The following is a 23,050-nucleotide window of genomic DNA, read 5'->3' as shown; positions in this document are numbered from 1 at the left end:
TCAGTTCCGTCCCCTGGCGCCCAGCAGGTGTCGGCGTGAACCGTTTGCCCCCGCAGCAGGAGCATCGGTTCCAGGCTCCGGTGCAGCCGTCCTGTCTCCGTAGTGCCGCAGGAACAGCTCCTCCAGGGACGGCGGAACAATCGTCAGGCCCTGCACGCCCAGGGCGCCCAGCGCCGGAAGCACCTCCGCGATCCGGTCCGAATCGGCACTGAACCGGACCCGTCCGGCGTCGACCGCCAGGTCATGCACGGCGCCCAGCCGGGCCAGGGCCTCGGGATCCAACCCGTCCGCGGCGAAGGAAACCTCGGACCTGGTGAGGTGCCGCAGGGACTCCAGCGTGCCGCCGTCGACAATTCTGCCGGCGCGGATGATGCTCACCCGGTGGCACAGCACCTCCACCTCGGAAAGGATATGGCTGGACAGCAGCACGGTGGCCCCGCGGCCCACCGCGGCCAGCAGCTCCCTGCGGAAGACCTCCTCCATGAGCGGGTCGAGGCCGCTGGTGGGCTCGTCCAGGAGGTAGAGCTCGGCCTCGGTGGCGAGGGCTGCGATCAGGGCGACTTTTTGCCGGTTGCCCTTGGAGTACGTGCGCCCCTTCCTGGCCGGATCGAAGTCGAACACCTGGCACAGCCGGTCTTTCCGGCGCCGGTACGCGTCCCCGTCTGCGGCGCCGCCCCGGAGCCGGGACAGCAGGTCGATGGTTTCGCCGCCGGAGAGATTGGGCCAGAGCCGGACGTCGCCGGGAACGTAGGCCAGCCGCCGGTGCAGCTCGGCAGCCTGGGTCCAGGGTTCCAGGCCCAGGACCGTGGCGGTGCCGGAGGTTGCCCTCGCCAGGCCCAGGAGGATCCGCAGGGTGGTGGATTTCCCGGCGCCGTTGGGGCCCAGGAAACCGTGGATTTCACCGCGCTGGACTTCGAGGTCGAGGCCGTCCAAGGCCCTGACCCGGCCAAAGTGCTTGTGCAGGTTCGCTGTCTGGACAACGGTGTTCATGGTCAAAGTCTTCGAAGTTTTCACAAGTTTGTGAAGGCACTAAAGTCCCAACTATGACCCCCGAAAAGCCTCCGTCCACTGGGCAGGCCACCCGCCCGGCAACGGCACCTCTCTACGCCGCGGGGTTCGTCACCGCTTTCGGCGCCCACAGCATCGCGGCCGGACTCGGTTCGCAGAGCGGCAACATCGGCCTGACCCTGCTGAACCTGGGCATCCTGCTGGCCCTCTACGATGTGGCCGAGGTGTTCCTCAAACCGGTCTTGGGTGCACTCAGCGACCGTATCGGCCCCAAGCCCGTCATCGTCGGCGGACTCTTCGCTTTCGCCGCCCTGTCCCTGATCGGCCTGGGCGCCGCGGACCCGTTGATCCTTGCCCTCGCCCGGCTGGGACAGGGCGCTGCGGCATCGGCCTTTTCGCCGTCGTCGTCCGCCATGGTGGCACGCATGGCCCGGGGCGGAAAGGCGGGCACCTACTTTGGCCGGTACGGGTCCTGGAAAAGCCTGGGCTACATCATCGGCCCCCCGCTGGGGGCGGGCCTGATCCTGGCCGGCGGGTTTCCACTGCTGTTTGGAACGCTTTCCGCGCTGGCGGCCGCGACCGCCGTGTGGGTGCTGGTGCCCGTGCCGCACCTGGCGCCGTTGCCGCGGAAGCGGTACACGGTGATGGACCTGGCGCGGCAGGTGGGTGAACGCCGTTTCCTGGTGCCCACGCTGGTGCTGGCCGCCGCAACGGGCGCGCTGGGCGCCGCCGTCGGCTTCCTCCCCGCGCTGGCCATCCGGGATGGCATGGACGCCTTCGCGGGCACGGCCGCGGTGAGCGTCGTGGCGCTTGGCTCGGTGCTCACCCAGCCGTGGATCGGGAGGCTGCGGGACCGCAACGCCGTCACCGACAACAAGGGCACGACGACGGGCCTGCTGCTCATTGCCGCAGGCATCGGTTTGGTGGCCGCGGCCCCGGGAGTGGTCACTATCTTCGTCGCCGCGGCCTTCATCGGGACAGGCATCGGTGCTGTGACCCCTTTGGGCTTCGCGCACCTGGCCGACACCACGCCGCCCGAGCGGATGGGCCGGACCATGGGCTCGGCCGAGCTGGGGCGTGAACTCGGAGACGCCGGCGGACCCCTGCTGGTGGGCGGCATCGCTACGGCCACCGCCCTGCCGTTCGGGCTGGGCGCGCTGGCCCTGCTCGTTGCCGCCGCCAGCATCCCCCGCCTTGCAGCGGTCAAGCCCGCCGGGCCCAACCCCTAAGCGCCCATCCAGCTTTTTGTGTCACCCTTAACCGCGATGACTTCTTCACGGCAACTGCCCACCAGGACTCCGGCCCGGCCTGCCCCCGGCGCGGCGTTCCTGTTCGTGCTGTCCACCATGGCGTGCATTGCGGGGCTGATTGCCACCTATTACTTCTTTGTCCAAACCACCACGGGCCAGTTCATTGACGAGTCCGCGTTGGTGGAAGCGGTGGAAATCCACGGCCCGGCCGGCAAGGCAGCCACCAAGTTCCTGGATTGGCTGCCCACCATCTCCCTGGTGATGGCCGCCGTCGTGGTCCTGTTTGTCACGGTGATCCGGCGGCACTGGGCCGAGGCCGGGATCGCCGTTGCTGCCTGCATCGGGGCGAACGTGGCAACGCAGGTTTTGAAGGACCTGCTGCCGCCGCGCCCGGACAAGGGCGTGCTCACCCTGGAACTGAACTCGCTGCCCTCCGGCCACACCACCCTGGCGGCCTCAGCGGCCGCGGCGGTGTTCCTGATGGCGTCCCCGCGCTGGCGGCCCATGGCGGGCTTCATCGGCGGCACCTTCGCCATTGCCTCCGGCGTGTCCACCCTGATCAACCAGTGGCACCGGCCCGCGGACGTGGTGGCGGCGTTCCTGCTGGTGGGGGCGTTCATGATTCCGGCAGGCTGGCTGATCCTCCGGCGGGGTTCGTGGAACGAGTGGGACGGGTTCGGCGAACACCTCGGCTCGGCCCGGATCTGGCTAACGCTGCCGGTGCTGATCGGGCTGGCCTCGGCCGGGGTTGCGGTGTATTCGCTCATCCGGATTGCCCCCAGCCCGTGGCAGGAGTCCAGCACCACCAACTACTTCTGGGCGGGCATCTCGCTTATTGTCATCGCGGGGTACCTGGCCACCCTGGCCACCACGTCCCTGTTCGCCTTCGCAGCACGACGACGGGACGCGCCCAGGCGCTAGCAACGCCTTCGGTGCCTCTCGCCGGGGCTAGTCCCCGGCACTGAGGCGGGCCAGGAGCAGCGCCTCGGCCACGATTGCGTTCTCGAAGTCCCCCAGGTGGATGGACTCGTTGGCCCCGTGTGCGCGGGAGTCCGGATCCTCGGCGCCGGTCACCAGGATTTCCGCCTCCGGGAACAGCTTGTTCAGGATGTCCACGGCAGGGATGGATCCGCCAACGCCCATCGACACCGCGGGAACACCCCACGCCTCGCCCATGGCCGCCAGCATCAGCTTCGAGGTGGGCGACGACGCATCCCCCGCGAAACCTTCGGTCCGTCCGCCCGGAACGAACGTCACCTCCGCGCCGAACGGCACATGCTCTTCCACGTGCTGCCGCACGGCTTCCATGGCTGCCGCCGTGTCGGACGCAGGTGCCAGGCTCAGGCTGAACCGGGCCCGGGCGGCCGGCTGCAGCGTGTCGGAGGACAGCGCCACGGAGGGCGCATCGATCCCGATGATGGCCATGGCCGGCTTGGTCCACAGCCTCGACGTGATGCTGCCGCTGCCGGCCAGGGGCACCCCCGGGCGGACCCGCGAATCAGCCCGGAACTCTTCCTCCGACAGGGACGGACCCGGTTCCTCGGAAGCCAGCAGGCCCTCCACCGCCACGCTGCCGTCGTCGTGATGGAAGGACGCAACCAGCCGGGACGTTGCGGCCAGCGCATCCACCAGGGGGCCGCCGTAGGTCCCGGAGTGCAGGGCGTGCTCCAGTACCCGCACCTCGATGGTGCCCAGGATCAGCCCGCGCAGGCTGGTGGTCAGGGCGGGGACGCCCACCTTCCAGTTGCCGGAGTCGGCCACCACCAGCACGTCTGCGCGCAGCAGGTCGCCGTGTTGCTGCAGCAGCAGGGGCAGCGACGGCGAACCGGCCTCTTCCTCGCCGTCGATGAAAACGGTAATTCCCACGCCGAGGTCGTCGCCCAACACCCGGAGCGCGTTGCGGACGGCGGCCACATGCAGCAGCACTCCGGCTTTGTTGTCCGCCACTCCCCTGCCCCACAGCCGGCCGCCGCGTTCCACCGCTTCGAACGGCGGTGTCTCCCACAGCTCCAGCTCGCCGGCGGGCTGGACATCGTAGTGCGCGTACAGCAGGATGGTGGGCCTGCCCGGATCCGCAGGCCGGCGTCCCACCACGGCAGGGGCACCCGGCAGGCCGTCGGGCCGCGGCGTCTTCAGGATGTCGACGGCGGCCAGGCCGGCTTCGCGGAGCAGGTCCGCCACCTGTAGCGCGGCCTGGTCCAGCTGAGAGGGGTCGAAGGAGTCCCAGGCCATGGCGGGAATCCGGACCAGCGCCGAGAGTTCCTCGAGGGCGGTCGTAAAGTCGCCGCGGACGGCTTGGCGCAGGCCCTTGAGGACCTCCCTGTCATCGGATGCCGGTGAGGCCATGGGCTACCCCACTCCGTGGCGCTGCAGCCACATTTCCAGCAGTGCGAACTGCCACAGGACGTTGCTCTTCACCGGGGTCCGCTGGCTGTTGGGATCCTCCAGCAGGGCATCGATACAGGAGGGCCGGAACAGGCCGCGCTGCTTGGCCTCGGGGGCGTGCAAAGCGTCGCTGACCATGGTGATGAAGGGTTCCTCCAAATGCCGCAGCGCCGGGACCGGGAAGTAGCCCTTGGGCCGGTCGATCACGGCGGACGGCAACAGCTGCCGGCCCAGGTCCTTCAGGATGCCCTTCCCGCCCTGGCTTGCCTTCAGTTCCGGCGGGCACGAGGCGGCCAGTTCCACCAGTTCGTGGTCCAGGAACGGAACGCGGGCCTCCAGCCCCCAGGCCATGCTCATGTTGTCCAGGCGCTTTACCGGATCGTCCACCATCAGCAGGTGGGTATCGAGCCGGAGGACCGCGTCCAGCGCGGTCTCGGCGCCCGGGGCTGAGAGGTGGTCGGCCAGGACGCGGCGGCTGACATCCGTTGCCGGCAGCCACTCAGGCTCCAGGATTCCCAGGAGCTCCTCGTGGCTGTGGTCAACGAAAGACGCAGTGAAGGCCGCCAGCGCCTGGTCCCGGGGTACACCCGCGAGCGGCTGGTGGTAAGCGTAACCGCCGAACACTTCGTCGGCGCCCTGCCCGCACTGCACCACCTTCAAATGCCTCGACACCGTATCGGAGAGGAGGTGGAAGGCGGTGACGTCGTGGCTGGACATCGGCTCGGACATGGCATCAAGGGCGCCGCCGATTGACGGCGCAAAATCAGCGGTAGGCACATGGAGCCGTTCGTGCCGCGTACCGAATTCCCGTGCCACGAGGTCCGAATACTCGAACTCGTTCCCGGCGTCCCCGCCGGCGCCGTCGTCGAACCCGATGCTGAAGGTGGACAACCCGTGCTGGCCCTCCTCGGCGAGGAGGGCAACCAGGAGGCTGGAATCAAGTCCGCCGGACAAAAGGACACCTACCGGCACGTCCGCAACCATCCGCCGTCGTACTGCCGTCCGCAGCGAATCCCGCACCGCATCCTGCCAGTCCGCAGCGGACCATCCAGCGTGCTCCGGCTTGCGCGTGTAATCCGGCCGCCAGTATTCGCGGTCCTGCCAGGTGCCGTCCGCCCGGATGGTGCGGATGGTGGCCGCCGGAAGCTTCTGCACGCCGCGCAGGATGGTGCGGGGCGCGGGAACGATCGAGTGCCAGCTCAGGTAATGATGCAGGGCCACCTCATCGATGCCGGTATCGATCCCGCCCGAGGCCACCAGCGCCGGCAGCGTGGACGCGAAACGCATCTTCCCGGGCAGGTGTGACACGTACAGCGGCTTGATGCCCAGCCGGTCACGGACCAGGAGGACTTCCTCCCGCTGCGGATCGTAAATGGCGATCGCGAACATGCCCGCCAGGTGGTGGACAAAGTCGTCACCCCATTTCCGGTACGCCTTGAGGATCACTTCGGTGTCGCTGGTGGACCGGAACCTGAACTCCGACTCCAGCTCCCGCCGCAGCTCCTGGTAGTTGTAGATGCAGCCGTTGAAGGCGAGGGTCAGGCCGCCGTCGTCCTCCATGGGCTGGGCGCCCGCGTCGGAGAGGTCGATGATGCTCAGCCGCCGGTGCCCCAGTGCAACCCAGCCGCCGTTCCAGCTTCCCCTTCCGTCCGGACCCCGGGAGGCCATGGCCTCCATGATTTTCAGAACTGCTTCCCCCGATGCCGCCCTGCCGTTGAACGCGATTTCGCCGGCTATGCCACACATGTTGTTTTCCTTGCTTTTTTACTGCGGTTGATGGGGTTTCTACTGCTGTTGTTTACGGTTCCTCACGGACTACGCGGATGGTTTTGAGGGTCGGATCGGCGGGATCGGGCAGGACCATGCCAGCTTCCACACCACTCCGCAGATAATCGATGGCTGCTTGGTTGATGCGTTCGCCGGGCAGCAGCAGCGGCACACCGGGAGGATACGGAGTTGCCATTTCCGCGGCGATCCGGCCGCGCGCTTCCTCCACCGGGATCACTTCCACCGGACCAAAAAAAGCGTCGCGGGGCAGCATCACGGTTTCCAGGAAAAGGTCCTTCTCATCAGGGATCACGACGGCGGGCGGCCGGGGAAGGGAGGGCGCGGCGTCTACGAGAGCGCGCAGGCCGCTCAGGAGCCTGTCCGCGGTTTCGTCGTCGTCCGAAATGGAGATCACGGCCTCGATGCGGCGGTGGTCGTTGGTGCCAAGGTCGATCCGGCAGTTCTCGCGGAGCCAGTCCGTGGCCTGGTAGCCGCTGATGCCCAGCTGTGAAACGTCGATCAGGACGTGCAGGATGTCCAGATCGTGCGAGGCTTCCTCGTGGACCAGTTCATCCTCCAGGACGTGCAGGCCGGAGATTGCTTCAATGTCGGTGCGGACACGGCGGGCAAGGTTTAGGGCCTTGTCGATCATGGCCTTGCCCTCCTGGACCATCTGCCGCCGCCAGCCGTCCATGGCTCCGTAGATCAGGGTGTTGGCGCTGGTGGTGGAGAGGACGTCGGCGCATTGGTTGAGCCGGACGGGGTCCACCAGGTCCCCTTGAAGATGGAAGATCGAGCCCTGTTCAAATCCCAGGCCCATCTTGTGCACGCTGACCACGCAGATGTCCGCGCCGGCAGACATGGCCCAGGTGGGGGTGTCCGGGTGGAAGGGCAATTGCGCGCCCCAGGCTTCGTCCACGATCAGCGGCTTGCCCCGTTTGTGGCAGATCTCCGCGATGGCTTCCAGATCCGCGCAGGTGCCGTAAGGGGTGGGGCTCACAATCAGGGCCGCGGAGGCATCGGGATAGCGCTGCCACATCTCCTCTACGGTCTCCGGTGCCGGCGGGTGGCTCATCTTCAGTTCGTTGTCCCAGCGCGGCTTGATCCAGCGCGGCTGCAGCCCGGACAGCACCAGCCCGGAGGTGACTGACTTGTGGGCATCGCGGCTGATCAGCAGCTCCCCTTGGCCTCGCGTCACGGCAAGGATGGCGGCTTTGATGGAAAGAGAGCTGCCGCAGGTGGAAAAGAAGGCCTTGTCGGCGCCGACCGCGGCCGCCAGCAGCTCCTCGGCTTTGGACAGGTAGCCGTTGGAGGACTTCCGGTCGTCCAGGCCGGAGGAGGCAACGACGTCGGCCTTGAAGCTTTGTTCGCCCAGCACCTCCAGCACGCGCGGGTCCACTACCCTCCCCTGGCGGTGCGCCGGCGGGGTGAAGCCGTACCGTCCCAGCTTCTGGTGCTCCGCCAGGGCATCGATCACCGGTGCCTGGTTCTGGTCCATTTCATTCTGGTCCGAGTCATTGCTGCTCAAGGGGACCTCCTGCGTCGGTTAAAGGGTCTGGTTGTCCAGCAGTGCGGTCCCGGTTCCGTGTTCCGGAGGCTGACCACACACGGGTCCGGTAGCCGGGCCGGAAGCAGGCCTGGCTGCCGGGTCTTTCACGGAAGCCGGGGTGCTGCCGGCCGTCTGGTCCGGCTCCAGGACGTGGTCGTGGCGCCCGCGGACGGCGCTGGCGGGCAGGGCCGTGGTCTCAATGGCCTGGGCGACCATTCCCGGAAGACCGCCGGCGTAGGCGAACGCCCTGCGTTGCGCCACAGCTCCCGTTCCCCTGGCCATCACTTGGAACAGCAGCAATTCCACTGTTTCGAGTTCGTCCTGTTCCACCAGCACTGGCCGGACGTGATGCAGCAGGGCCGCCAGTACGTCCGACGCCGGCCGCGGCTCCCCTGCCATGGGATCAATCAGGTTGCTTTCGAGTCCAAACCGGCTGGCCTGCCAGGAGGCAAGGCGCAGCTGGGCCGTAGGCACCGGGACCGGGGACACGCCCTCGCACCACTGCCTGGCCGCCGTTTCCGCGAGTGCCCGGACCAGCGCCGCCATCAAAACGGCGTCATCGGCAAACAGGCAGACATCGGCCACCCGGACCTCCACCGTCGGATGATGGTCGCTGAGGCGGGCGTCGAAGTAAAGGCTTGCTCTGTCCAGTGGGACCCCGGAGCCAAGGATTTGCCGGACATGCGAATGGTAGGCGGCGGCGGACCCGAAGATTTCGTTGGGGCCGGTAGTGGGCCAGCGGTTCCATGCCTGTGAGCGGTAGCCGGCGAAGCCAGAGTCGGCGCCGTTCCAGAAGGGGGAGTTGGAGGCGATGGCCTGCAGGACCGGCAGCCAGATGCGGATTCGGTCCAGGATGGCCGCGCCTTCCTCGTCCGACTCGATCTCCACGTGCACGTGGCAGCCGCAGGTCAGCTGCTCCACCGCGGTCAGCCCGTACCGTTCCATGAGCCGCCCGCACCGTTCACCGGGGGCCACAGTCGAGTCCACGGGCAGCGGGGATGTGGCCAGCGCGGCAGCCCTTGCCCCGGCCAGGCGGGCCAGGGCGTCTGCATTCCGGCGTCCTGCCGTGATGTCCTGGGCGATGTCCGCTAGGGCCAGCCGCGGCAGCGTGCAGGTCTCAATCTGTTCCTGCTTCATCTCGCTGCTGAGGTTCGGGAATTCCGCGACCCGTTGCAGGACCTCGCCCAGCGCCACTGGATGACCAGCCGCGGGGTCGACGATCAGGAATTCTTCTTCAACACCCACTCTTCGCGTCATCGCGCACTCCCAACGCAGCGCGACTTCGCCACCTGCACCCACCCCACTGCAGGTGCAAAGCCATTACGGATAAGATCAGCCACAATGCTCCCAAGGTCCAACAACCGTCAGGCGCTTGCTTCACCTTACTTCCACATAGTAAGCATGCTTATTTCTTAACCGCAAGGATGACCGGGGCAGCAGCCAGCCCCGGGAGACCTTGGTTTCGCGTGTATCCGCAGGTCAGAAGGCTTCGGGGTTGACTGACATTGCCGGCGCGGAACCGGGCAGGAAAGAGGCGGGCGCGTCCGTAGCGGCCGACGGCGTTGCCGGGCGCAGGCGGGAAAGGCACTTAGCCCGTGCTGCTTCAACAAACCCCTGGAAGAGCCCGTAATCCTCGGAGAGCTCCTCGGGGTGCCACTGGATACCCATGGTGAAGGTGGCGGCAGGATATTCAATCGCTTCGACCACCTGCTCCTCCGTCCAGGCGCACGCCACCAGGCCCTCGCCCAGCTTGTCCACGGCCTGGTGGTGGGCCACGGGAACCATCTGGACGTCGGAACCGATCAGCTGTGCGAGCTGCGACCCGGCCCGCACCTCCACGGGGATCCGGTTGTACTGGAAACCACCCAACTGGTGGGAACTGTGCCCCACAACGTCGGGCAGGTGCTGATGCAGGGTACCTCCGAGGGTGACGTTGAGCAGCTGCTCGCCACGGCAGATGCACAGCAGCGGGACGTCCTGGCGGATGGCTTCGCGGATCAGCGCCTGTTCCCAGGCGTCGCGTTCGGGGCGCGGCTGGTCGGTGCTCGGGTGGGGCTCCTGGCCGTAGAGTGCAGGGTCAACGTCCCATCCGCCGGGGATGAGCAGGCCGTCCAGCCGGCTGACCAGCACTTCGATGACACCGGCCGAAACGGGCTGCGGCGGAAGGAGCGCGGGGATGCCGCCGGCGGCGATGATGGGGGCAAGGTATGTCTCCGGAAGGAAGGCTGCACTGACGTCACCACAGCCGGCAGTTCCTGCCTGCTCGAGGTAGGTGCTGAGCCCGATGACAGGCTTTACGACCGCGTCCGTGGTTTCCATGTGGCGCTGCTGCCCTTCCCTGAATTTTGTCCTGCATTAAGGGTATTCGAGCAGGGGCACTGCTATGTTTCGTCCAGGTCAAAATCACATGTTATTGGTGTCACCAAGGTCCTTGGCATCGCGTCCCATGCTCTCATCCATGGCGGCAGCCAGTTCGATGTCGTCTAGGTATCTGGCCGCGGGGCGGCCGGTCGCCTTAGCCAACTTCTCCAGCGTGGCCAGGTGCTGGCGGGCAAGCTCGATGGCCAGTTGCTCGACAATGCTGGGACCGTTGCGCACCACCAGGTCGCTCAGGAAGGCCTGGAGGCTGCCGGCCGGCCGGCCCTTTGCTTTGGCGTCGGCAGCCACCAGCCTGGTAAGGGCCGCGGCAGCGAGTGCAGGTTTGTCGCTGAAAAGCTCCATGTAAATCCCCCGTAGCGATTGGCGGTGATGGAACCGTCATCGGTAGCTACAACTTAGCCCTCTTTGTGCCTGCGCCATAAGGGGTGCGGGCCCTGCTGAGGGGCGTGCGGGTCCACGCCCCGGGGTGCCGGGCGGGGCTTAGGGGTTTCCCGTTCCTGGTGGTTTTCCAGTCAGGCGCGGGGACCCCGTGCCTGCGCCGGCACCCCCGCCCAGGTTTCGCTCTCGGGCACATGCTGCAGCACGGCAGAGCCCAGTTCAATTTGCGAATAGTCCCCTACGCTGAGCCCATTGCCAACGCCTGCGCTCATGCCCAGTTCTGCCGCCCGGCCGATGCGGGCACCCTCCCCCACCGACGCTCGGGGGGACAGCGTAGCAAAGTCCCCTACGCGGACGCTGCAGCCCACGTTGACCTGGGGCTTCAAGAGCGCATGGGAGCCAATGCTGGCCTGGGGCGCGATGGTGGCGTTGCGCATCACAATGCTGCCGGGGCCAATCCGGGAGTCCCGGGGGACGCGGACGCCAGGGTCCACCACCGAGGCGTACCGGTCTTCGTCCAGGCCAAGGAGGGACAGCCTCTCGACGAGCGCCTCCCGCTCACGGCTGCCGGGAAGGCATACGGTGAACAGCGCCCGCCTGAACGCGGGGGCATCGGTGGTTGCGCCCATCACCACGGTGCCGTCGATGGAGGTGCCCAGCAGGTCGGGGTCGTCATCCAGGATTCCCAGCACGTCGTATTCCCCACTGCTCCGGACCGCCGCGAGGACTTCCCGCGCCAACCCGCTCATGGCCAGTAACATCAACTCGCTCAAGGTGCGCCTCTTCCAGCCCCTGCCCATGGTGCAGGACATCGTGCGGCCCGTTCACCTGCTGCTTGATACCTGGCTGTCCTAGAACCCTATGCCGGACTGGTGCGGCAGGAAAGGCTTCCGGGCCTGAAGATTCACCCTCGGGCATGGCAGTAGCACGAAACAGGGTTTTGTGGGGAGGTCTTGATTAAACCTTGAGGAATTTGCGGTCCTTAGCTTGAGCGGTGCGGTGAATAGTTACAGGTGCCTGGGCGGCGTTTTGAAGTAAGCGCCGCCAGGCACTCCCCACCCTCCCGGACGGACGCTTCCCCGGATTCTTAGTCCAAGGGCTCGAGCCGCTTGCGCAGCAGGCAGAACTCGTTTCCTTCAGGATCCTGCAGGACGTGCCACTGTTCCTGGCCGGTCTGCCCCACATCCGCCGGCCGCGCACCGAGCGCCAGCAGGCGTTCCAGCTCGGCGTCCTGGTCCCGGTCCACCGGGTTGACGTCTATGTGCAGCGGAAGCCTCCCCGCGCGGGGATTGGTGCTGGGACTGAGGAAGATCGTCGGCTGTGCTCCCCCGAACCCGGCATCCGGCGGCCCGATCTCCATCGCACCGTCCTCCCGGTCAATTTCCACATAACCAAGCACCTCGCTCCAGAACTTTGCGAGCAGTTCGGGATCGGCGCAGTTCAGGACAAGTTCACTGATACGGCATGACATGGTGCCAGTGTACGGACGACCATCACCTGCGAGCCGGCTGACACGGAGGGAACGTTCGACGGCGGAACGCACCCTCCGGGGAAGCCGCACCTTCCGCACCCACGGCTTTCGGTCCCGCTGTTCCCTTCGACGCCGGCAGTCACCTCCGACGCGCATATTCCTTCTCGACAAGCCTCTCCATCCTCGAGATGCATCTTCCCCAGCGCGGCCCAAATATCGGGAGCGCAGGTGCAGACGCGCATCGGAAATGAACATGCGCGTCGCACGGAACGCACGGATAAAAAAGCCAGCTCGGCGGGAGGCGGCGCCGCTGCGTTGGGGGTGTTGCAGCGGCACCTTCTTCCGCCGAGCTGGGCATTCGATCGGTCAGGCGCAGTAGATCTTTTTGTTTCCGGTACCTATTTCCAGGTTCACTTTCACGGTCGCGGTGGACTGCAGGCCGCTGGAGAAGGTGGCCACTATCTTGATGGTGGCCGGCGTGGTGCTGACCTGGCTGAAAATGGTGGAATCGCCCCAGATCGACACACTCCCGGAAGTGCCGAAGGGGCCGGCCATGTCTGTGCTCGTGCCGTAGATCCCATTGGTTCCTGCGGCCGAGAAAGTGAGTTTTGCCGGGGCCTCTGAGAAGCCCGAGTACGCCACCGAAACGTACTTGTTCGCGGTGTCCACGTTGCTGCAAACGGGCGTCGGAAACACAGGCGCAGACCAGGTGCCGGACGCTGTGACCGTCATGGTCGCCGTCGCGCTTTGTTGCCAAAGGGCCGACGCCGATGCCCCGCCAACGCCCAGGAGCACCGTGAGCACGAAGGCCCCGACGGCGAGCGCCGCACCAGGTATCTCCCGGAACCGTGCCACTTATGCCGCCTCTGCGCCCGTGGCGTCGTCCCGTTTCCGGGTTTTGCGCACCGACTTGTACACGGTGATGGCTCCGTAGCCGATCAGGGCGACAGCGGCGAGGACAGTCCACGTACCCCGGTCGGAATTCCCCAGGAAGTTCGCCACGAAGCCCACATACGGGACTGCGTAGAATAGCTTGCCCTTGACCTGGATGGCACGAACGGGATTCTCATCGTTGGCGCCATTGTTGTCACCCTTGGTGATCAGCGTCTTCTCGCCCTGCTGGGTGGAACCAAAGCCAACAATCCGGTGCGTTTCCACGTCCGGCCGGCCGGAGTAGAGCTGGAACGTGATGACGTCGCCGTACTTGAGGTCGTCGAACGGTACGGGCTTCATCACCATGAAGGTGCCGGGCGGGTACTTCTGCGCCATCGACTTGGTGAGGATGGTGTAGGTCTGTGAACCCGTGGCCACCGGCACCACGATGAGGACCAGGGCAGCAAACAGGGCCACCAGCATGGCGGCCATGCTTGCGAAACGTCCGACGGCGGCCCAGGCACCATAGCCTGTGCGTCGACCCGTGCGGGTGGTCGCCACAGTTCCGGAAGCCTGTTCGGCAGGGTTGACAGGCCGGCCAAGCAGGCGTTCGGTCAGGTCAGCAGCCACTGGGCACCCCGCAAAGCTGACGCGCGGTGAGTTGGAGCGAGATGTTCACTGCCTGTCCTTTCACTGTGGCCGGGGCGGCGGAATCCAGGGCGATCTGGAAGCAGAAGACGGTCGAGGCGCCTTTCACCACCGTGGGCGAAACGAGCCCCGTGGAACCGATCGGTGCGAAGCCGGTGGCGGTACTGCACTCCGTGGAGGAGGCGGCACTCTTTGCGTTGACGCGGACGTAGCTGGCAAGGCTTCCGCCGTTGACGTTCGCGATGGTGGGCTGGCTTGCAGTGATGGCGGCATTGAACTGGCCACCGGCGTTGGTGTTGTTGGTGACCACCACTCCCCCGTAGACCGAGGTGCCCGGTCCCAGTGTCCCTGCGGGAGACAAAGTCAGGGTAGCCGCCGTCCCATTGGTGAGGGTCATGTTGGTCGTTTGGCCGGTGTTGACTGCGGTCATCGTCGTATCGAACGAGGCCGACGAGATGGTCCCCGGGGAAGCCGAGGCTGCGGCACTCCACAACGCGTATGTTCCCTGCACGGTGCACAGGCCCAGGACCACTGCCGCCGCGGTGAATGCCGCCGCCTGCAGTCTGCGCTTGGTGCGCATGGTCCCCTCCTGGTCCTAGTCTTTTCTGCTGCATGATGCCGGGTGGCAACGAACCACCCGGCATCAGGCTAGGAGAGACCGTCGTTGAGCGAGTTCACCTGAGTGAGGGTGAAGCCCACGGTGTTGAACTTGTAGCTGGCGCCCACGTCAGTCCGCCCAGCCGTAGTAGCGCTGAATTCGAATGTGACGCTTGCGGTGACGGTCTGGGCGTCAGCTGAGGGACCAAGCGGATTCGCCAGAGTTGTGGTCCCAACCTTCAGAGTCACAGGGGACACGCTCACGTTAGTTCCAGTGAAGCCGTTCGTGGGGTTGTTCACACCCGACGTCTCGATTTTTGCGGCCATTTTGGTGCCATGCAAAGTCACTTTCAAATCCTGCGTGAATGTGAGCTTGTCGCCGGGGACCACAGTGTAATTGGCAATGTTCGTGATCACTGCCCCGTTGCGGTCAGTCCACGTGCCATTCACGAGGTTTTCGACATTCAGGTCACCCGCAACGATAGTGCCGGGAGTGGCGGAAGCTGACGCGTTCCAGTTGGCCAGGGTGCCCCCGCCGCCCAGCAGCAGTGCTGCGCCAACGGCGATGGCGGCGGTTCCCTTGATCAAAGTGCTGTTCTTCATGATGTGTCCCCTCAGACTTGGTTGGTGTGCTGTGGTCTAACTGAGGACCACTTTGCAGGGCCAACCTCAGGAAGTGAGGGTGTATAGCGTCAACAAAGGCTCAAGTTATTTGAAAGTTCAACAGGCTCCTGACCTGCACTTCTATCCAAATTGCCCTGATTTACCCATCACATATCGAAGCAGCCACCAGCCCTGCGCTTAGCCAGCGAGCGCCGCGCCAAGAATGTCCATGGCGTTGGCCCGCATAACCCCGAACGCCTGGTCCGGCCGGAGACCTGCCACATCTCGCAGCCAGACATAGGCTTCAATGCCGGCAACCGCCCGAAGCCGGACAGCCAGGGCGGCGGTGTCGATCCCGGAGCCTGCGGTTTCCAACGGGGAGAGGGCATCACGGTACCAGCCCACAGCCCGGCCGCCGCGAAGCGTGGGTCGGGCTGCGCCCGGGGTCAAGGACAGCCGCAGCGATGCCCGCAACTGCGGTTCCCAGGCGCGGATGAAGTCGAAGTGCGCGCCCAGCGTGCGCTCCAAGCGGGCGCGGACGTCCGACGGCGGGTCATCACCCAGCAGCGACCCCAGCCCGGTCTCGGGGAGGGCCGCGTGCAGCAGGGCTTCCTTGTCCGGAAAGTACCGGTAGGCAGTTGTCCGGGAGATGCCGGCTATGGCAGCAACTTCTGCAACAGACGGGTCCCGCCCGTCCTTTAGCAGGTCCCGGAGGACGGACACCAACTCTTCGCGTGTGCGCGACTTCTGCCGGGTCCTGCCGGTCTCCAGATAATTTTCGTTGTGGCGTAGGGACACAGGACTTATGATACATACGTACCGTAACGGTACGTACGTCCCATGAATATTAGGGGTTTCCCATGGCCGATCCCATTGCAGTGAATCCGCAGCATTACCGGCTGGTCTTCGAGAACGAACGGGTCCGCGTCCTTGAGTACAGCGACGGCCCAGGAGAAAGCACCGGCAGCCATTCACACCCGGACAGCGTCATGGTCACGCTCAGTTCATTCGCCCGCCGGCTCCAATCAGGAGGCCGGGAGGTGAATGTGGAACTCCCAGCAGGGCAGGCCCGCTGGCTCGACGCGCAGGAACATTCCGGCACGAATACGGGCACCACACCTACCCACTGCCTCTTCATCGAGCTGAAGGAACCGCGCCCGGACACATCCCGCGGGGAGGAACAGCACGCGCCGGCCACCCAAGCCGGCCGCCTTGGACCTACTATTTCTTAGCGTGGCCAGCAGTCAGCAACAGCCGGCACCAGGCATCGGTCAGCCAGTGGGCAAACTGTCCCGGAGTCCACCCGCGCTGGTCCACCAACAGCACCCAGTACTCGGGCCCATTCATGCTCCACACCGCGTCGGCAAGCTCTGCGGCCGGGCGGTCGGTCCGCAGCTCCCCAGTGGCGGCAAGGTCCTCAACAAACTTCAGCATGTTCGCAGCGCGGCGGTCAGAGATCTCCCGCCAGAGCGCAGCGCAGTCGGGGTTGGTCCCGGCAGCATCGCGCAGGGCCACGTACACCGGCGCGAGCCGCGGCTGGATGCCGGCCAGGGCGTGGGCATAGATCGAGATCTTATCGGCCGCGCGCTCCGCTTCCCGCAAGCGAACGACGTAGTCGCGGCTCTCGGCGGGAACGGCCTGCCCGGTCCCCGAGATGGCCGTCTCCACCACTTCCCGCAGCAGGTCCGGCTTGCGTCCAATGGTGGCGTAGACAGTGTCGACGGCGACACCCGCCCTCCGAGCAATGCCCGCCACAGTGGTGGAACCGTAGCCTTCCCCCACAAATAAGTCACGTGCGGCAGTCAGCACGGCATCGCGGGTTGCGGCGGCCTGCTCCTTTCGCCGGGGCGAGTGGTAGCGGCGTGCGGGGGCATTGACTTCACTCATCGCCAGGCCTAGCCTTAATTAATCCGAATACAATTCGGATGAATTCTAGCAGGAAGCCCCGGGCCGCTGAGAGCCCATCGCAAGGAAGCGGCACAGGGGTGGAAGGGCAGGGCATCATGTCAGAGCACTTCGACACCATAGTGGTCGGCGGGGGCCAGGCCGGATTGGCCATGGGCTACCACCTGTCCCGCCTGAAGCGTCCCTTCGTCATCCTCGACGAGAACACGAGGACCGGCGACAGCTGGCGCACCCGCTGGGACTCGCTTCGACTGTTCACCCCCGCCCGGTACGACGCCCTTCCCGGCAGCCGTTACCCGGCCCCGCCCTGGTCCTACCCGTCGCGGGAAGAATTCGCCGAGTACCTCAGCGGCTATGCGGACCACTTCGCGCTGCCGGTCCGGAACAACATCCGGGTCACCGGCCTCAGCCACAACGGCCTGAGCTTCGTCATCGAAACTAACAACCAGCGCCTAGAGGCCGGCAACGTGGTGGTCGCCCCGGGCTGGGACCGGAAGCCCAAGGTGCCGGCATTCGCAGGACAACTCAGCCCGCAGATCAAGCAGCTCACGGCGGGAACCTACAAAAACCAGAAGGACCTCGCGCCGGGCCCCGTCCTGGTGGTTGGCGCGGGCAACTCCGGCGCGGACATCGCCCTGGAGCTGGCCCCAACCCGGAGGACGTACCTCTCCGGCAGGCATCCCGGCGAAATCCCGTGGAGCATCGACGCCTTCGCCACCCGCCCCCTCACCCTCGCCGTCTTCTTCGCGTTTTCCCACGTCCTGAACCTCAACACGCCTGCCGGCCGGAAGGCCCGCCCGCAAATCCTTGCACACAGCGGGCCCCTGGTCAGGGTGAAGAACCGGGACTTGGTGCGTGCCGGCGTCGAACGCGTTCCCAGGACCGAGGAAACCAGGGACGGGCAGCCCACGCTCTCGGATGGCCGGGCACTCGAGGTAGCCAACATCATTTGGTGCACCGGGTTCCGCCCGGACCTGGAGTGGATCCACCTCCCAGTGTTCGGCCCGGACGGCGAACCGGAACAGGACCGCGGGGTGGCCAAATCACAGGCGGGACTCTATTTCCTGGGCGCCACCTTCCAGCGGTCGTTGTCCTCGTCCATGGTCCACGGGGTGGGCACGGATGCGGCCTTCATCGCCCGGCACATAGCTGCACGCGCGCCACAGGCAGCAGCGCCACAGCCACAGCACAACCTCAGGCAGGAAGGTTCAGCTGCTCCACAATGATGCGGGCGGTTCCGGGATCGCCCAGGATCTTGAAGTGCCCGGCTACCGGCAGTTCGATGTTGGTGGCCCCGGGCAGGACGCTCCCCTCCGGAATGTGCGGATCGAACGGCCCGTAGATGGACGTGATGCGGCTGTTGATGGCCAGCTCCCGGGACATCTGCAGGGTCAGGGCATTCCGCGGCGAGAAGATCCGCAGGCTGGGCAGCAGCATGTACCGGGCATAGCGCGAGCCGGAAAATGGTGCGCACACGGAGATCATCCGGTCGATCCGGTGCTCGGGGTCCAGGGACAGCATGGTGTACTTGCCGATCAGCCCGCCCTTGCTGTGCGCTACCAGGATCGCGCCGCGCAGGCCGGCCTCCTCCAGGTGCTGGGCCACGAGCTTGGCGGCCTCCGGCACCTTCAGTTTGTTGCGCTGGAGCACGGTGACCACGTGGACGGGATGACCGGCGTCGTGGATGGCCTGGATGACCGGCATCATGAACTGCCAGTTTTCGTACACCCCGGGGATGATCACCACAGGCGCACGGGTCCCGGTGCGGAAGGAGGCCGGCTGCACGCGCGACAGGAACCCGCGCACCTGCCAGCCCGCGGCGTACACATAGTCCTGCGCCCACCACGCAGCCTTCTGCAGTGGACTGATGCGGGCAGCGGCGCCGGGATCACTCATGTGTCGAGAATAACCGCGCCGGCCGCGGTACCCACCAAACGGGCCGGCAAACACGCCTCAGTAGTTGCGGCGGTGCTTCAGGCGGGGAATCACGACGGCGAACACGGCTGCCGCCGCAAACCCCAGGATGCCGGTGGCTGAGATCCCCGGGCCCAGGGAGGCGAGCGCGGTCACCCCGGAGAGGAGGACAGGGCCGCCGGTGGATCCGGCGTCAGCCATGAACCGCCAGAGGCCCAGGAACTGGCCCCGGCCGCGGTCCGGCGAGAAGTCGGCGCCAAGGGTCATCACCAGCCCGGAGCTGATGCCGTTGCCGAAGCCGATCAGCAGCGCCGCCAGCAGCAGTCCCACAAAGGAGCCGGTGAGCGGGATCAGGAGCAGCGCGGTTCCCATGAGCAGCGTGGACGGGATGGCCACCCACTGCCGGCCCTTGCGATCCATCAGTTTCCCGGCGGGATAGAACACCAGCATGTCGATTGCGCCTGACAATCCGTAGATAAGGGACGCCGAGGTGGCGTCCATGCCCAGGTGGTCGGACCAGAGCGGAATCACCACCTGGCGGGAGGACCGCAGCGCACTGAGCAGCAGGATGCCCACGCCCAGCGAAAGGAACACGCCCGCGTGCGAGACCGCCACGCTCCGGAGCGTGGGCTGGGTGCCGGGGTCACCTCCTGAGTGGACCTCCGGCGTCGTCAGGTCCGGGATGGTGAGCGACAGCAGCGCGGCGGCCGCCATGGCCACCACGCCCACCCAGTAGGCACCGGCGAGGCCGAGGAACTGCATCACCGCGGCCCCCGCGAACGGGCCGATGAATACGCCGATCCGGTTCACGCCGCCCAGCGTGGACAGCGCCCGGGCGCGGAACGCCACAGGCACGGCCTCGGTGAGGTATTTCTGCCGGGCCAGGCCAAACACCGCCCCGGACATCCCGACGACGGCCATCGCCACCGCGAGCAGCCACAGTCCGTTTACGGCAAGGGTGGAGGAGGCGGCTGCTGCTGCCAGCGCCAGGCCGGCGGCGACGGCGGCGCCCACGATCGACCAGCGCTCACCGAAGCGTAGGGTCACCAGGGACGCCGGCAGGTTGAAGAACCAGGACCCCAGCCCGATCAGGGTGACGATCAGGGCCGCCACCGCCACCGAAGCGCCCAGTTCGCGGGCGGACAACGCCACCACCGGCAGGATGGCACCTTGCCCGATTCCGAAAAGCAGTGTGGGGCCGAAAGCGGCAACCGCGATACTGCGCAGGCTGAAGGGCTCAGGGTCATCCGGGGAAGTCATCAGATTTATCCTATGGCCGTCCGATGTGGTCCCCCTGCATTGGAAAGGGGGTCCGCTACGGGGGTCCGTCCGCCGCCCTGCACCCTAGAATCGCCCTAAGCAGCACATTGGGGTGATGCCGCATGGCGGGAAAGCACGGCGCTCCCGGCGAGGAAGGGGTCGTGGAGCGTCTACAGGACCTTGTCCTGAAGACACCGGACATGGCCGAACTCCTCCATGAACTCGTGACCCTCTCTGCCGCAGCGCTGTCCGTCCACACCAGGCTGCTGTGCGGCGTCACCATGGTTCGGAAGAAGAAACCGGCCACGGTTGCCACCAGCCACCCCCGGGTCAAGGCCATGGATGAGTTGCAGTATGCCTACGGCGATGGGCCATGCCTGACCGCCCTGCGGGACCTGGACACCGTCTATGTCCCCACGCTCCATGAGGAGAGCCGCTGGCCCCACTACTGCGCCACGGCCTGGTCTGAAGGCATCCGCTCAATCCTCTCCGTTCCGCTCCCGCTGGAAGGGGAGGCAAGTGCAGCGCTGAATCTTTACGCGGCCCAAACGCATGCGTTCAGCGACGAAGCGATCCACAAGGCGGAGGTGCACGCAGGCCAGGCGTCCAAGGCGCTGCGGCTTGCCGTGCGCCTGGCCCAACTGACAGAAGACCGGGACAACCTGGCCGCAGCACTGGAGTCACGGACCATCATCGACCTGGCAACGGGAATCATCATGGCCCAGAACAACTGCAACCAGGAAACTGCCATCAAGGTCCTGCGGAGCGCCTCCAACACCCGCAACCGCAAGCTTCGGGATGTGGCGGCCCTGCTCGTGGCGTCGGTGGGCAAGGATCCCAACGTCATTACGCACTTCGACTGAGGCTCCGTTTCTCCGGGCACGGGTTCACCGGGCGCGCGGCTCGAATCCCGCCAGCGCCCGGAAGAAGTTCACAACCTCGACAATGGCGCCAATGATCGATCCCACAATGCCAAGCACCAGGAGCACCCGCACCACCACCGGCCAACCGGACCAGCTGGTGCCGAAATCGAAAGGGAAGACCTCCCACATCCGCAGCATGGCCGCCACCCCGATGCCCATGACCACGATGTTCCCCAGCGAAAGAAGTGCCCGGGCATGGATCACCGCGCAGACCACGTTCACGATGATGCCCGCGATCAGGGATGCATTGACGAGGCCAAGGACGCGCGTCATGTCACCGGTTAGGAAAGGCACCACCTGCCAGCCCGGCCAGATGTTGATCCCCCAGAGCAGCAGGGCGTTGATCACGGCGGAGCCAACGTTGCCGCTCCGGCTGGTGGTAGTCCTGGCCGCCATGCCAACAGCGTCCCGTATGAACACCCGCGGCAAAAAGTGCCGAAGGTCCCCCGACGCCGGAAGTGCCCGGTGAAGTGCCCGGGGACACCGCCCACAGGGGACGGCAGGCCGTTCGGCACTGTTCCGGCGGTGCCGGCAGCACGGAGCCTATTTGGACATGGAGCCTTTTTGAAGGAAGTGGTTGGCAGTGTTCACTCTTCGCACCCTTGGCGGGATCGCCCTCCTGATGGCTGGGAGCAGCTGGCTGTGGTTGACGCCCACGTTCGCCAGTAAAGGGGTCAACACCTCCGGCGTCTGGTGGGCCGTCACCATGGTGCTGTCGCTGCTGACCGTGTTGGGATTCCTGGTGGCCACGTGGGGACTGTTCGCCCGGTGGAGCTGGTGGGAGTACGCAGCCCTGGCCTCTGCGGCGTTGGGGCTGATCACCTTGGTGCCGTTCTGGGTGGCCGCGACGGGCGGAGGCGAGACGGTGGGGACCACTACTTGGAATGTGTTCGTTCACGTCCTGATGGTGGCCGGCGTCGCGGTATTGCTGCTGGTGCCGCCTTTGGAACGGTGGGTCAACCAGCAGGTAATGGGTTAGCGGGAGGTCAGTAACCGGCCAGGACTTCGGCGGCCTTGCCGTTCGCTGCCGCGTTCACCAGTTCTTCTGCCACAATGTGCAGCTTGGTGTTGGCGTGCTGGCTCCTGGTGGCCAGGAGCTGAAACGCGGCAGGGCCGTCGACGCCCTGCAAGGCCATAACAATGCCCTTGGCCTGTTCAATCAGGGCCTTATGCCCATAGGCTCCCTCGATGGCCTCCTCGGCCGCATGCTGGGATTCGATGCGCAGGCTCTGGGTCACGTCCACCATGAAGCCGCGGACGTAGTCCACCTGTCCGGAGGGCTCCGCGACAGCCTGGATGGCGGAAAAAACGCGCCGTTCCTTGCCGCGGACGTCAATGACCCGGTGCAGCAGGGCCCCCTGGCCGCCGCCTTTCAGGAGGTCCGCCCAGAGTGCGAGCACGGCCTCCCGGTCCAGCGGGTGCTTGTGCGCCATGAACAATTCGAAGGTGGGTACCACCTCACCCTGTTTGAGCCCGTGGATGCCGTACATGCCCTCCGACCACTCCATTTTCCCGGAAGGGACGTGCACTTTGAAGGTCCCGGATGGACACTCCGCGGAGGGCTGCAGCGGATAAAGATACGTATCAAGCTTTGACCACATACATTCCTCCCAAGGTCAGGTGCGCGCACCGGCGGTTTATCGGCACCCACCCTAACCGACCAGGATGAAAAGGACATGTCATATTCCGCCCAGCAGATCCCGGAAAAGTACAGGGGTCACAAAGATGCCGGTAAAGAGTACTGTTCGCCCTATGGGGCGCTGGTGGTCTGCGCCCACAGCCAAGGGGAGGTCATTTCATGGGCGAAGTGTGGATCCGCACGCTGGGCAACGGGCTGGTCCGGGCCGATCGAGTCACAGAGATTACATCCACCCGCGGGTCCAGGCAGGAGGACCGCGGGTATTCATTGAAGGTCATTGTTGACGGCAAGAGCCACGCGCTGATTGACGACGGCGGGTTGCAGGGCTCCCTGCCCGAGCGGCTGGAATATGCCAGGCACATGGAGGACGCCCTGCTACTGGCCATCGACGAGGCGCGCGGCAACGACGTGTCCATGGTGGTCTCCTACGAGCCGGAACGCGAGCGCTGGTCAGCCGCTCCCGTATCAGTATTAACGGGAAGGCTCCCCGAAGTCGTCTGA

Annotated in this window: 26 protein-coding genes; 7 read left to right on the top strand and 19 right to left on the bottom strand. The window is 66.0% G+C overall.

Annotated features, from left to right (window positions below; translation table 11 throughout):
* On the bottom strand, positions 1–990 hold the full coding sequence (locus tag FBY30_RS11285) for an ABC transporter ATP-binding protein (RefSeq protein WP_142132952.1): 990 nt from the start codon (positions 988–990) through the stop codon (positions 1–3).
* 53 nt (positions 991–1,043) lie between these two features.
* Between FBY30_RS11285 and FBY30_RS11280 the strand changes: the two genes are divergently transcribed.
* Positions 1,044–2,237: an MFS transporter gene (locus FBY30_RS11280; RefSeq protein WP_142132951.1), complete on the top strand. Its 1,194-nt coding sequence runs from the start codon at positions 1,044–1,046 to the stop codon at positions 2,235–2,237.
* A 36-nt stretch (positions 2,238–2,273) separates the two neighbouring features.
* Complete coding sequence (locus FBY30_RS11275; protein ID WP_142132950.1) at positions 2,274–3,179, top strand: phosphatase PAP2 family protein; 906 nt, start codon at positions 2,274–2,276, stop codon at positions 3,177–3,179.
* 27 nt (positions 3,180–3,206) lie between these two features.
* Here the strand turns inward: FBY30_RS11275 and FBY30_RS11270 are convergent, their stop codons facing one another.
* The 13 genes from FBY30_RS11270 to FBY30_RS11210 all read right to left on the bottom strand — a co-directional run bounded on the left by FBY30_RS11270 (position 3,207) and on the right by FBY30_RS11210 (position 15,706).
* On the bottom strand, positions 3,207–4,604 hold the full coding sequence (locus tag FBY30_RS11270) for a M20/M25/M40 family metallo-hydrolase (protein ID WP_142132949.1): 1,398 nt from the start codon (positions 4,602–4,604) through the stop codon (positions 3,207–3,209).
* Positions 4,605–4,607: 3 nt separating this feature from the next.
* Positions 4,608–6,389 carry an N-acetylglutaminylglutamine amidotransferase gene (locus FBY30_RS11265; RefSeq protein ID WP_142132948.1) on the bottom strand — a complete coding sequence of 594 codons (1,782 nt, stop codon included), beginning with the start codon at positions 6,387–6,389 and terminating at the stop codon, positions 4,608–4,610.
* A gap of 52 nt (positions 6,390–6,441) precedes the next feature.
* Positions 6,442–7,938, bottom strand: coding sequence for an aminotransferase class I/II-fold pyridoxal phosphate-dependent enzyme (locus FBY30_RS11260; RefSeq protein ID WP_235009423.1), 1,497 nt, complete (start codon positions 7,936–7,938; stop codon positions 6,442–6,444).
* 18 nt (positions 7,939–7,956) lie between these two features.
* A complete protein-coding gene (locus FBY30_RS11255; protein ID WP_142132947.1) occupies positions 7,957–9,216 on the bottom strand; it encodes a glutamate--cysteine ligase in 1,260 nt (419 codons plus the stop codon).
* 222 nt (positions 9,217–9,438) lie between these two features.
* Positions 9,439–10,278 carry a gamma-glutamyl-gamma-aminobutyrate hydrolase family protein gene (locus tag FBY30_RS11250; protein ID WP_142132946.1) on the bottom strand — a complete coding sequence of 280 codons (840 nt, stop codon included), beginning with the start codon at positions 10,276–10,278 and terminating at the stop codon, positions 9,439–9,441.
* 84 nt (positions 10,279–10,362) lie between these two features.
* Positions 10,363–10,680: a hypothetical protein gene (locus FBY30_RS11245; protein WP_142132945.1), complete on the bottom strand. Its 318-nt coding sequence runs from the start codon at positions 10,678–10,680 to the stop codon at positions 10,363–10,365.
* Between the two features lie 170 nt (positions 10,681–10,850).
* On the bottom strand, positions 10,851–11,465 hold the full coding sequence (locus FBY30_RS11240; RefSeq protein ID WP_235009422.1) for an acetyltransferase: 615 nt from the start codon (positions 11,463–11,465) through the stop codon (positions 10,851–10,853).
* A gap of 338 nt (positions 11,466–11,803) precedes the next feature.
* Positions 11,804–12,187, bottom strand: a complete 384-nt coding sequence (locus tag FBY30_RS11235) for a VOC family protein (RefSeq protein WP_142132943.1) — start codon at positions 12,185–12,187, stop codon at positions 11,804–11,806.
* Positions 12,188–12,553: 366 nt separating this feature from the next.
* The gene (locus tag FBY30_RS11230; RefSeq protein ID WP_142132942.1) at positions 12,554–13,042 is read right to left on the bottom strand and encodes a hypothetical protein; all 489 of its coding nucleotides are present in this window, start codon (positions 13,040–13,042) and stop codon (positions 12,554–12,556) included.
* On the bottom strand, positions 13,043–13,690 hold the full coding sequence (locus FBY30_RS11225; RefSeq protein ID WP_142132941.1) for a signal peptidase I: 648 nt from the start codon (positions 13,688–13,690) through the stop codon (positions 13,043–13,045).
* A complete protein-coding gene (locus FBY30_RS11220; RefSeq protein WP_142132940.1) occupies positions 13,680–14,288 on the bottom strand; it encodes a hypothetical protein in 609 nt (202 codons plus the stop codon). Before FBY30_RS11220 ends, FBY30_RS11225 begins: the two co-directional genes overlap by 11 nt.
* Positions 14,289–14,356: 68 nt before the next feature.
* On the bottom strand, positions 14,357–14,908 hold the full coding sequence (locus FBY30_RS11215) for an alternate-type signal peptide domain-containing protein (RefSeq protein ID WP_142132939.1): 552 nt from the start codon (positions 14,906–14,908) through the stop codon (positions 14,357–14,359).
* 198 nt (positions 14,909–15,106) lie between these two features.
* Positions 15,107–15,706: a TetR/AcrR family transcriptional regulator gene (locus FBY30_RS11210; protein WP_200830677.1), complete on the bottom strand. Its 600-nt coding sequence runs from the start codon at positions 15,704–15,706 to the stop codon at positions 15,107–15,109.
* A gap of 62 nt (positions 15,707–15,768) precedes the next feature.
* Between FBY30_RS11210 and FBY30_RS11205 the strand changes: the two genes are divergently transcribed.
* Positions 15,769–16,140: a cupin domain-containing protein gene (locus FBY30_RS11205; RefSeq protein ID WP_200830676.1), complete on the top strand. Its 372-nt coding sequence runs from the start codon at positions 15,769–15,771 to the stop codon at positions 16,138–16,140.
* On the opposite strand, the gene FBY30_RS11200 is transcribed toward FBY30_RS11205, so the two are convergent.
* A complete protein-coding gene (locus FBY30_RS11200; RefSeq protein ID WP_142132938.1) occupies positions 16,130–16,795 on the bottom strand; it encodes a TetR/AcrR family transcriptional regulator in 666 nt (221 codons plus the stop codon). The genes FBY30_RS11205 and FBY30_RS11200 overlap by 11 nt on opposite strands.
* Before the next feature lie 116 nt (positions 16,796–16,911).
* Between FBY30_RS11200 and FBY30_RS11195 the strand changes: the two genes are divergently transcribed.
* Positions 16,912–18,039 carry a flavin-containing monooxygenase gene (locus FBY30_RS11195; RefSeq protein WP_142132937.1) on the top strand — a complete coding sequence of 376 codons (1,128 nt, stop codon included), beginning with the start codon at positions 16,912–16,914 and terminating at the stop codon, positions 18,037–18,039.
* Here FBY30_RS11195 and FBY30_RS11190 read toward each other — a convergent pair.
* A complete protein-coding gene (locus FBY30_RS11190) occupies positions 18,008–18,709 on the bottom strand; it encodes an esterase/lipase family protein (protein ID WP_142132936.1) in 702 nt (233 codons plus the stop codon). The genes FBY30_RS11195 and FBY30_RS11190 overlap by 32 nt on opposite strands.
* Before the next feature lie 57 nt (positions 18,710–18,766).
* On the bottom strand, positions 18,767–19,987 hold the full coding sequence (locus tag FBY30_RS11185; protein WP_142132935.1) for an MFS transporter: 1,221 nt from the start codon (positions 19,985–19,987) through the stop codon (positions 18,767–18,769).
* 161 nt (positions 19,988–20,148) lie between these two features.
* Between FBY30_RS11185 and FBY30_RS11180 the strand changes: the two genes are divergently transcribed.
* On the top strand, positions 20,149–20,850 hold the full coding sequence (locus FBY30_RS11180) for a GAF and ANTAR domain-containing protein (RefSeq protein WP_235009421.1): 702 nt from the start codon (positions 20,149–20,151) through the stop codon (positions 20,848–20,850).
* A 24-nt stretch (positions 20,851–20,874) separates the two neighbouring features.
* Here FBY30_RS11180 and FBY30_RS11175 read toward each other — a convergent pair whose 3' ends face one another.
* Positions 20,875–21,306 carry a hypothetical protein gene (locus tag FBY30_RS11175; protein WP_142132933.1) on the bottom strand — a complete coding sequence of 144 codons (432 nt, stop codon included), beginning with the start codon at positions 21,304–21,306 and terminating at the stop codon, positions 20,875–20,877.
* Positions 21,307–21,493: 187 nt separating this feature from the next.
* Here FBY30_RS11175 and FBY30_RS11170 point away from each other — a divergent pair, with 187 nt between their 5' ends.
* Positions 21,494–21,889 carry a hypothetical protein gene (locus tag FBY30_RS11170; protein ID WP_142132932.1) on the top strand — a complete coding sequence of 132 codons (396 nt, stop codon included), beginning with the start codon at positions 21,494–21,496 and terminating at the stop codon, positions 21,887–21,889.
* A 7-nt stretch (positions 21,890–21,896) separates the two neighbouring features.
* Here the strand turns inward: FBY30_RS11170 and FBY30_RS11165 are convergent, their stop codons facing one another.
* Positions 21,897–22,418 (bottom strand): PAS and ANTAR domain-containing protein, encoded by a 522-nt coding sequence (locus tag FBY30_RS11165; protein WP_235009420.1) that lies wholly within the window; start codon positions 22,416–22,418, stop codon positions 21,897–21,899.
* A gap of 290 nt (positions 22,419–22,708) precedes the next feature.
* On the opposite strand from FBY30_RS11165, the gene FBY30_RS11160 reads away from it, so the two are divergent.
* Positions 22,709–23,050 (top strand): hypothetical protein, encoded by a 342-nt coding sequence (locus FBY30_RS11160; protein ID WP_142132930.1) that lies wholly within the window; start codon positions 22,709–22,711, stop codon positions 23,048–23,050.

The sequence above is a fragment of the Arthrobacter sp. SLBN-83 genome (assembly GCF_006715285.1).
GTDB lineage: Bacteria > Actinomycetota > Actinomycetes > Actinomycetales > Micrococcaceae > Arthrobacter.
Note: the sequence above shows the minus strand (reverse complement) of the source record. Positions and strands in the feature narration are given on the sequence as shown.